Source organism: uncultured Allobaculum sp. (genome assembly GCF_948576815.1).
In the GTDB taxonomy this organism is placed as follows: domain Bacteria; phylum Bacillota_I; class Bacilli_A; order Erysipelotrichales; family Erysipelotrichaceae; genus Allobaculum; species Allobaculum fili.
In genome coordinates this window covers 26387-34132 of the sequence record NZ_CAPAEZ010000023.1, presented here as the reverse complement: position 1 = coordinate 34132, position 7746 = coordinate 26387, and the positions used below count along the sequence as shown (strand labels likewise).

Here is a 7746-nt window from a genome sequence, read left to right as displayed (position 1 = left end):
CCGAACAAAGGGTTCTCTCTAATTATCGTGTCCTTGACATGGGGTACACTTCAAAGATAAATTATCAGAACTGAGGTATAAAAAATAGTGACAACTTTTCAACCGATATTCGGGAGAAAATGGCCACTTTTAAACTAACAAATACACCTGCCACAGGGAGGTTTTGGTTTATTTGGCATATATGTACTCCCAGGTGTATCCACCAGATGTCGCGAGGACTCCTCGGCAGCATTTTCTGATGCCTTCACGGGAACAACCCGTCTTCCGGGAAACCTCCGTGCAGTCTTCATAGACCACTCCGGTTTCCACACATCACACTGGACGGGGAGTGCCAAGCCAGTCCGAGCGCAGTTCATTGGCGACCTGATAGGCAAAAGCGCCATCAAGGATGCTGCAGCGAACTGTTCCATCTGGTTTGATGACTTCCTGGAACTCTCCTCGTTTCGAACGCTCCGATCTGCCATCCGGTCAGCTCCAGAAAAAACGCCCAGAGGAAGAAAGTCATATTTGCGTAGCGCGCTCGGCTGCCTATCTTATCTCTGTAGAATTTATTACGCAGGATCCATGAGAAATGAATCCCCCGTTTCATGACTCAAGGGTGGCGGTTCGCTTGCGTACCGCCATGAATGAAAAAAGAGCTGTCGTATACATACAGCTCATAAAACAGGACCGTTGGAGTCTGGCCGGCATTCCGGTCGATCAGACCATGAATGATTGATTGAACGAGTGACTTCAGCAGGAGGACCGAATGATATACGCATCGACCGAACAGCCGGTAATCCGATCATCCAAAGCGGCCGGTGACGTAGTCTTTGGTTTTCTGCTGGGAGGGATGAGTAAACAGGGTTTTCGAATCGCCGAACTCGACCATTTCGCCCTGGTAGAAGAATGCGGTCTGATCGGCAATCCGCATCGCCTGCTGGAGATTGTGCGTGACCATGATGATGGTATAGCGTTCTTTCAGCCGCAGGCAGAGCTCTTCAATGCGCTCTACGGAAATCGGATCCAGCGCGCTCGTCGGCTCATCCATCAGAAGAATCTCCGGTTCAGCCGCCAGAGCGCGGGCAATGCACAGGCGCTGCTGCTGTCCGCCCGAGAGGGAGAGAGCGCTCTTTTTCAGATTGTCCTTGACCTCGTCATACAAAGAGGCCTGCTTTAGAGCGTCGACGACAATCTCTTCCAGACGGGTCCGGTTTTTGATCCCGGCTGTCCGGGGGCCGTAGGCCACGTTGTCAAAAATGCTCATATCAAACGGATTGGGTTTCTGGAAGACCATGCCCACGCGCTTGCGCAGCCGGTTGACATTGATCTTTCCGCTGATGTCTTCCTCTTCCAGAAAGATCTGTCCTTTGACCTGGCAGTGCACGATCAGATCGTTCATCCGGTTGAGACAGCGAAGAAAGGTTGACTTGCCGCAGCCGCTCGGACCGATGAGTGCGGTAATCGAGTTGCGGGGAATCTCCATGGAGACAGAATGCAGGGCCTGCTGGGGGCCATAAAAGACACTGACATCCTGCGCTTTGAGAACAATAGGACTGGACTGGTTCATGCGATCGATCCTTTCGTCATTTTCTTGCAGATGAGCATCTGCCCAAGGTTCATGATAATACACAGGACAAGCAGAACCACCGCGACAGCGGAAGCTTGCGGCATATAGAGACCTTCATTGAGCAGTTTGTACATATGAACGGAGAGCGTAGCGCCAGGGCTCATCAGATCAAAGGCCGGTTTGGCCAGCGTGCCAGCCGTATAGATCAGCGCAGCCGATTCGCCCGCAATACGTCCGGAGGCTAACAGGATACCGGAGAAGATACCGCCGGCCGCCTGAGGCAGAAGGACTTTAAAGATCGTACGCAGCTTTCCGGCACCTAAGGCATAGCTGGCTTCGCGCATCGAATCCGGCACAGCCCGCAGGGCTTCCTGGGCGGTGCGCAGAACGAGCGGCAGGACAAGAACGGCGAGCGTCAGCACGCCGGAGAGCAGCGAGAGACCAAGATGCATCCGGGTCACAAAGAGAAGCATGCCGAAAAGACCAAAGACAATCGATGGAATGCCGGCGAGTGTTTCGGCAGCCACACTGACCAGCGAAACAAATCGAGATTCTCTGGGGGCATATTCTTCCAGATAGACTGCTGCACCGATGCCGATCGGCAAAGAGACGGCCAGGGTAAGGACAGTTATTAAAACCGTATTGATAATAGCCGGCATCATCGACACATTGTCGGTGGTGTAGGTCCAGGCAAACAGCGAAGCGCTGAGATTCGGTACGCCGGTAAACAGAATGTAGATGACCATGGATGCCATGATCAGAAAGCCGGCGCCCGCGTAGAGCCAGGTCAGCGCACGGAGGATCAGACCGGAAACATCGGCTTTCCCCTCACTGAGCGGAAGCGGCTTTTTCTGTTCTTTTGCCGGAACAGACGGACGAGGGATGTCAAACTGTCCAGCCGGCAGAGCGAGGGTGCTGCTGCTCTGTGCGGTATACTCCTGGATCGATGGACTGGCCGGAAGGCGTTTGATGGTAGCCTGCACCGGCCGTTTGACGGAATGAGCAGAGCGGATAGAAGATCCGGATGATCCGGATGAGCGGGCAGACAGAGAGGACAAGGGTATATTCATGATCTGCACTCCTTTTTCTTCAGAGACATAAAGCAGAGGTTGATGCCAAGAATCAGTACAAACAGGACCGCTCCCATAGCGATCAGCGCTTCACGGTGCAGACCGCTCGCATAGGACATTTCCAGAACAATGCCGGTGGTCAGTGTCCGGACCGGACTGAGCAGACTGTCAGGCAGAACAGCCGCATTGCCGGCGACCATAATAACCGCCATCGTTTCTCCGACCGCACGGCCAATTCCCAGGACAATCGCACTCAGAATGCCTGAGGCCGCAGCCGGCAGACAGACGAAGAAGACCGTATGGTCATGGCTTGCACCTAAGGCCCGGCTGCCGTCATAGACGGCCGGATCGACTTTTTTCAGCGCGCTTTCGCTGAGTGAAACGATTGTGGGCAGGATCATCATGGCCAGAAGCACCGACGCGCACAGGATGCCTTTGCCCGATGCCGATCCGGTCCATTTCTGAATCAGAGGGACCAGGACCGTCAGGCCGAAGAAGCCGTAGACAATACTCGGAATACCGGCCAGGAGGCTGATCGCAAACCGGAACGGTTCATACAGTTTCTTCGGGCAGTAATAAGCCAGAAAGACGGCACACAGGACCCCAAGCGGTACGCCCAGGATAAGTGCTCCAGCACTCATATAGAGCGTGCCGGCGACCATACTCAGGATGCCAAACCGGTTTTCACTTGGTGCCCAGTCCGACGAGAAGAGAAAATTGACAGGGCCGATTTTCGCGATCGCCGGCAGGGCGGTTGAGAAGAGAAACCAGCAGATCAGAAAGACGCACAGAATCGAAGCCGCAGCACAGGCGGCAAAGACATACTTCATTCCGGTTTCCCGTTTTGCATTGCTCATAAAAGACTCTCCTTGTCTGCGGATTTACTTGGATTCAAGAGCACTCCAGTCCTCGATTTTGCCGGAATAGACCTCTTTGACCTGATCGGCGCTCAAGGAGTCCACCGTATTGGACGGATTGACGATCACTGCGATGCCGTCTCTGGCAATGACGATACTTTTCAGACCCTGGCTTTCTTCTTCCGGCTTGAGCTCTCGCGAGAGCATGCCAAGATCATAGACGCCTTCGGCTGTGCTCGATGCACCGGTAGTGGAATCGGTCTGCATAACCGCGATCTGTGCATCCGGATTCAGAGACTGGTACGCTTCGGCGAGTTTTTCCATAACCGGGGTAACCGAAGACGATCCGCCTACAGTCATTTCTCCCGACATGCCGGCTGCGGTGTAAACGCCATCCGCTTCAACCGGAACATAGCCGGCCTCGCTGATGACCGCCTGGCCGTCTTCGGACAGCAGGAACTTTTCAAAGTCTGCGGCAAGCGGATTGTCGCTACCCTCTTTCTGGACGACCAGGAACGGACGGCTGACCGTGTAGGTCCCGTCAATGACGGTATCGACCGAAGGAACTACGCCGTCGATCGAGACGGCTTTGACCGAATCGTTCAGGCTGCCCAGTGAGATGTAGCCGATCGCACTCGGGTTCTGCGCGACAGTAGTAAGCATGACCGCTGTCGAGTTGGTGACTTCCGCATCGGCTCGTGTCAGATCTTCGCCGTTTTCTTCCAGTTTGAACAGCTCGGTGAACGCGCCGCGTGTTCCGCTGCCGTCTTCCCTGGTCAGGACCGCAATGGCAGCCGGAGTGTTCTGGGTGCTGCTGCCGCCACTGGAAGCATTACTCCCCGTGCTGTTCGAAGAGCAAGCCGCCAGATTCAGGGCGGCAGCCGCCGCAGCGGCGGTAAGAATGGATTTGAAGGTTGTTTTCATCGTTTTGCCTCTTTTCATTTCTATCTTTTCTGAAGACGGCTTCAGTATAGCAATGCCGTGTAAAGAAGCAGAAAGACGGATGTAAAGTCCTGGATAAATCGAAGCAAAGAAAAAGGCGAAGAATTCCGGAATGCGGAACGCTTCGCCTGTCGGTTGAAAATCATGATAGATAAAGCTGTTTTGAACGGCCAGGTCGACATTGATCAGCCGCAGCCGTCCTGCCGGGCAGACCGTACAGACCGCCTGAAGAACAGCAGGCAGCCTGAAAGCCTTTTTAGTTCGTCCCCGTATCGACAGTTTCTTCAGCACTCCCCTTCAAAGACCGCCCACAGACATGCAGCTTGTAAAGTTCTGATTAAAGAGAGCAGAAAACCGGTGCTGAATTTACAGGAAGGTAAAAACAGCACCCGGATTTTTCATGAATCTGCATTTATTGGATCATCAGAGCCGATGCCGATCGGATTTCCGGTTTGGGCGGATGGTACTCCTTGCAGATGAACTGGCCAGGACTCTGGACCGGTGCATTCTTCGGCTCCTCTTGCAGGGCTTTGATCGTGTAAAAAACAAAGACTGTACCCCAGACCATATCCATATAGACAGCAATAGTGCTCAAAGCAGAAAACGCGAACGCGCGGGTATATCCATACTTCACCATACTGATCAGCTCCGAAAAGGAAGATACGCTGGTGATATCAAGAGCGAAGTATTCCCTGGCCTGATTCCGCTCAATCCAGGCTCTGAAAAACTCTCTTTGCCTGGCTGGATTCAAAACAGGAAGGAGTTCACTGATGTGCTGAGATGAGAGCGGCTGCCCAGGACAGGTTGTGTTGTGGACCGACCAGCGCTCCGCCCGATAGAGCGGTCTGCCTTCTTTGCACAGGTACTGACAGCAGGTCATGATATAGGGCCATTCGACTGGAAAAACATCCTGAAGGCACTGAAGTAATCCAGATTCCTGGGCGGATGCGGATTTGTTTATAAACAGATAATTTCCAGTCTTTTTAGCCGAATATTGGGACGACTGCTCAGGGTTAGTGACGGACGTTCTGTTTTTCGAACGAGGGCGGTCAGGGACCAGTTCGCCGGTGATTTCATCGATGTGGCCAATGCAGCTCCGGTGAGAATCCGGCTTCTTCGTTTTTAACCCGAATGGACGTGTGCGCCGGCAGCGCGCTTCGCTCAGCTCTAGAAGATGAAGGGGCTCCTTCCTCCCATTACCTCACTCGCGGTCCATCGTTTTACAGAGCGATGGTCGACAAAGTGATGGTCTACAAGGAGAGTGTAAGGTTTTTTGTGTAAATTCCATCAAGGCTTTTGCCTGATACAATCCGTTCAAAGCCAGACGAATCTATACAAGGAGACCTTTTATGCCACGTAAAGCCAAAGCTGCACCTACAGTTCAGGAACAAATTGCTTCTACCATCATTAAGGAATATCAGCCACAGTCGTTTCAGGAAGCCTCTGACATCATCAAATCGATCTTCGGTCCTGTGCTGGAACAGATGTTCCAGGGAGAGCTGGATTCGCATCTGGGTTATACCAGTGGGTCACACGCCAAGAAAACGACTGAGAATCGCCGCAACGGCTATTCTGAAAAGACCGTGAAATCTTCCCAGGGCGAACTGGATCTGCGTGTTCCTCGTGATCGCCTCGGAACATTTGAGCCACAGGCTGTCCCTAAAGGCAGCAGGGATATCTCCGATATCGAGAATAAGATCCTGCGCATGTATGGGCAGGGAATGTCACAGCGCGACATCTCCGCTATCATTCAGGACATCTATGGCTTTTCGGTCTCTGCGGATACGATCTCAAACATCACAGACCGCGTTTACCCTGTCGTCGATGAATGGCGCAATCGTCCCCTGAAGCAGTGCTATCCCTTCGTCTTTGTAGATTGCCTTTATGTGTCAGTAAAAACTGAACGTGGTGCAAAAGAACAGGCTGTATATGTCGTCTTAGGCTATGACACCGAAGGCCATAAAGACATCCTTGGCATCTGGATTGGCGAAAGCGAATCCAAACACTTCTGGATGCAGATTTTTGACGAGCTGAAGATCCGAGGCGTAGAAGATATCTTCTTCCTGTCCATGGATGGAGTTAGAGGTCTTGAAGGCGGAGCCAAAGCTGTATTCCCGAATGTGATTGTGCAGTGGTGTATTGTCCATTTGCTTCGTAATTCATTAAAATATATTCCTGCAAAAGAAAGAGCTAGTTTCTGTAAGGACATTAAGAAAGTCTATAGCGCTCTGAACGCTAAGGAAGCAGAGGCGGCTTTCGAGGAATTCAAGGAGAAATGGAGCGGCTTTCATGGCGCTGTAAACGTCTGGGAACGAAACTTTCATCATGTGCTGCAGCTGTTTAACTACGGCAGCGCAGTCAGAAAGATAATGTATACAACCAATGCGATCGAGTCGGTCAACTCAAGCCTGCGAAAAGTAACGAAAAAGGGCTCGTTCCCAAGCGAAGATTCGGTTTATAAAGCCCTGTATCTGCGTATCGTAGAGCTTGAGAAGAAGTGGCGGGGACGGACAGTACCGAACTGGTCAATCGTCCGGAATCAGCTTCTGTGTGAAGAGGGGCTGAGCGCCAGATTGGAGAAATACTCAGCCAAGTAAGAATCAGATCGAGGAGCCGCTCATGAAATTTTCTTCCGCTTAAACCCTTTACAGCGGGTCCCCGCTCCCCCTGCACCCCCTAAAGACGTCCCCGCCGTCGAAAAAATGCCACCCTGGCAGGGACGTCACAAGTCTAGCAGGGGGGGCGCCCGCTATAAAGGGCCGCTTCAGAAATTTTCAATCGCTCACCATTCAGTGAAGTGTTTTGGTTCTTCGGCACGAGCAAATGTTTCAACAACTAAAAAACGAATTTACACAAAGGATTTGACATACCCCCTGCCCTGGGGACGTCGAGGCTGCACTCCTTGAGCCGTATGAGATCATCCGGAAGACGGGAAACGGAAAAGGAAAGTAAAAAATCGGGATGGCGCAGGGGACAAACGCAGCAAAAACGCCGCAGGCAAAGGGAAATGAGAAAAAAATAGCACCATTTTCAAAAAAGGGGTGACGGAATGTAAGCGCTGTCCTATCTTGTGCTTGTAAGGTGTTATCGAAAGAGCATCACTTACGCAGGGTGTATTATCACAATTCAGATAAACAAGACCTGAAAGCTCGATTTAAAGAAACAAATCCGTATGGATGTCTCCAGGCGAGAAGTATTTTTCATCGTCTGCAAGGTTTCTTTAGACTGGTTTTCAGGTCTTTTTGTCTCCTGCCGTGATGCGCTTTCGATAGCGGAAATCCACTTTGCGTAAGTCGTGCTCGTTCGCACAGAAGCCGACAGGCAAGTG

6 protein-coding genes are annotated in these 7746 nt (G+C 52.0%); 1 reads left to right on the top strand and 5 read right to left on the bottom strand.

Annotation, left to right across the window (positions count from 1 at the left end):
• Window positions 1–784 precede the first annotated feature (784 nt).
• From pstB to Q2J39_RS04720, 5 genes are all read right to left on the bottom strand, one after another.
• Window positions 785–1549, bottom strand: a complete 765-nt coding sequence (gene pstB / locus Q2J39_RS04740; protein WP_230267715.1) for a phosphate ABC transporter ATP-binding protein PstB — start codon at window positions 1547–1549, stop codon at window positions 785–787.
• The gene (gene pstA, locus Q2J39_RS04735) at window positions 1546–2619 is read right to left on the bottom strand and encodes a phosphate ABC transporter permease PstA (protein WP_230267716.1); all 1074 of its coding nucleotides are present in this window, start codon (window positions 2617–2619) and stop codon (window positions 1546–1548) included. Before pstA ends, pstB begins: the two co-directional genes overlap by 4 nt.
• Window positions 2616–3476: a phosphate ABC transporter permease subunit PstC gene (gene pstC, locus Q2J39_RS04730; protein WP_230267717.1), complete on the bottom strand. Its 861-nt coding sequence runs from the start codon at window positions 3474–3476 to the stop codon at window positions 2616–2618. The genes pstA and pstC overlap by 4 nt, the downstream gene beginning before the upstream one ends.
• A gap of 24 nt (window positions 3477–3500) precedes the next feature.
• Entirely contained in the window at window positions 3501–4400 is a 900-nt protein-coding gene (locus Q2J39_RS04725) for a substrate-binding domain-containing protein (protein ID WP_289068893.1), read from the bottom strand.
• A 430-nt stretch (window positions 4401–4830) separates the two neighbouring features.
• Window positions 4831–5298 carry a hypothetical protein gene (locus tag Q2J39_RS04720; RefSeq protein ID WP_288339227.1) on the bottom strand — a complete coding sequence of 156 codons (468 nt, stop codon included), beginning with the start codon at window positions 5296–5298 and terminating at the stop codon, window positions 4831–4833.
• A gap of 469 nt (window positions 5299–5767) precedes the next feature.
• Here Q2J39_RS04720 and Q2J39_RS04715 point away from each other — a divergent pair, with 469 nt between their 5' ends.
• Window positions 5768–7015, top strand: a complete 1248-nt coding sequence (locus Q2J39_RS04715; protein WP_288339228.1) for an IS256 family transposase — start codon at window positions 5768–5770, stop codon at window positions 7013–7015.
• The last annotated feature ends 731 nt before the right edge of the window (window positions 7016–7746 follow it).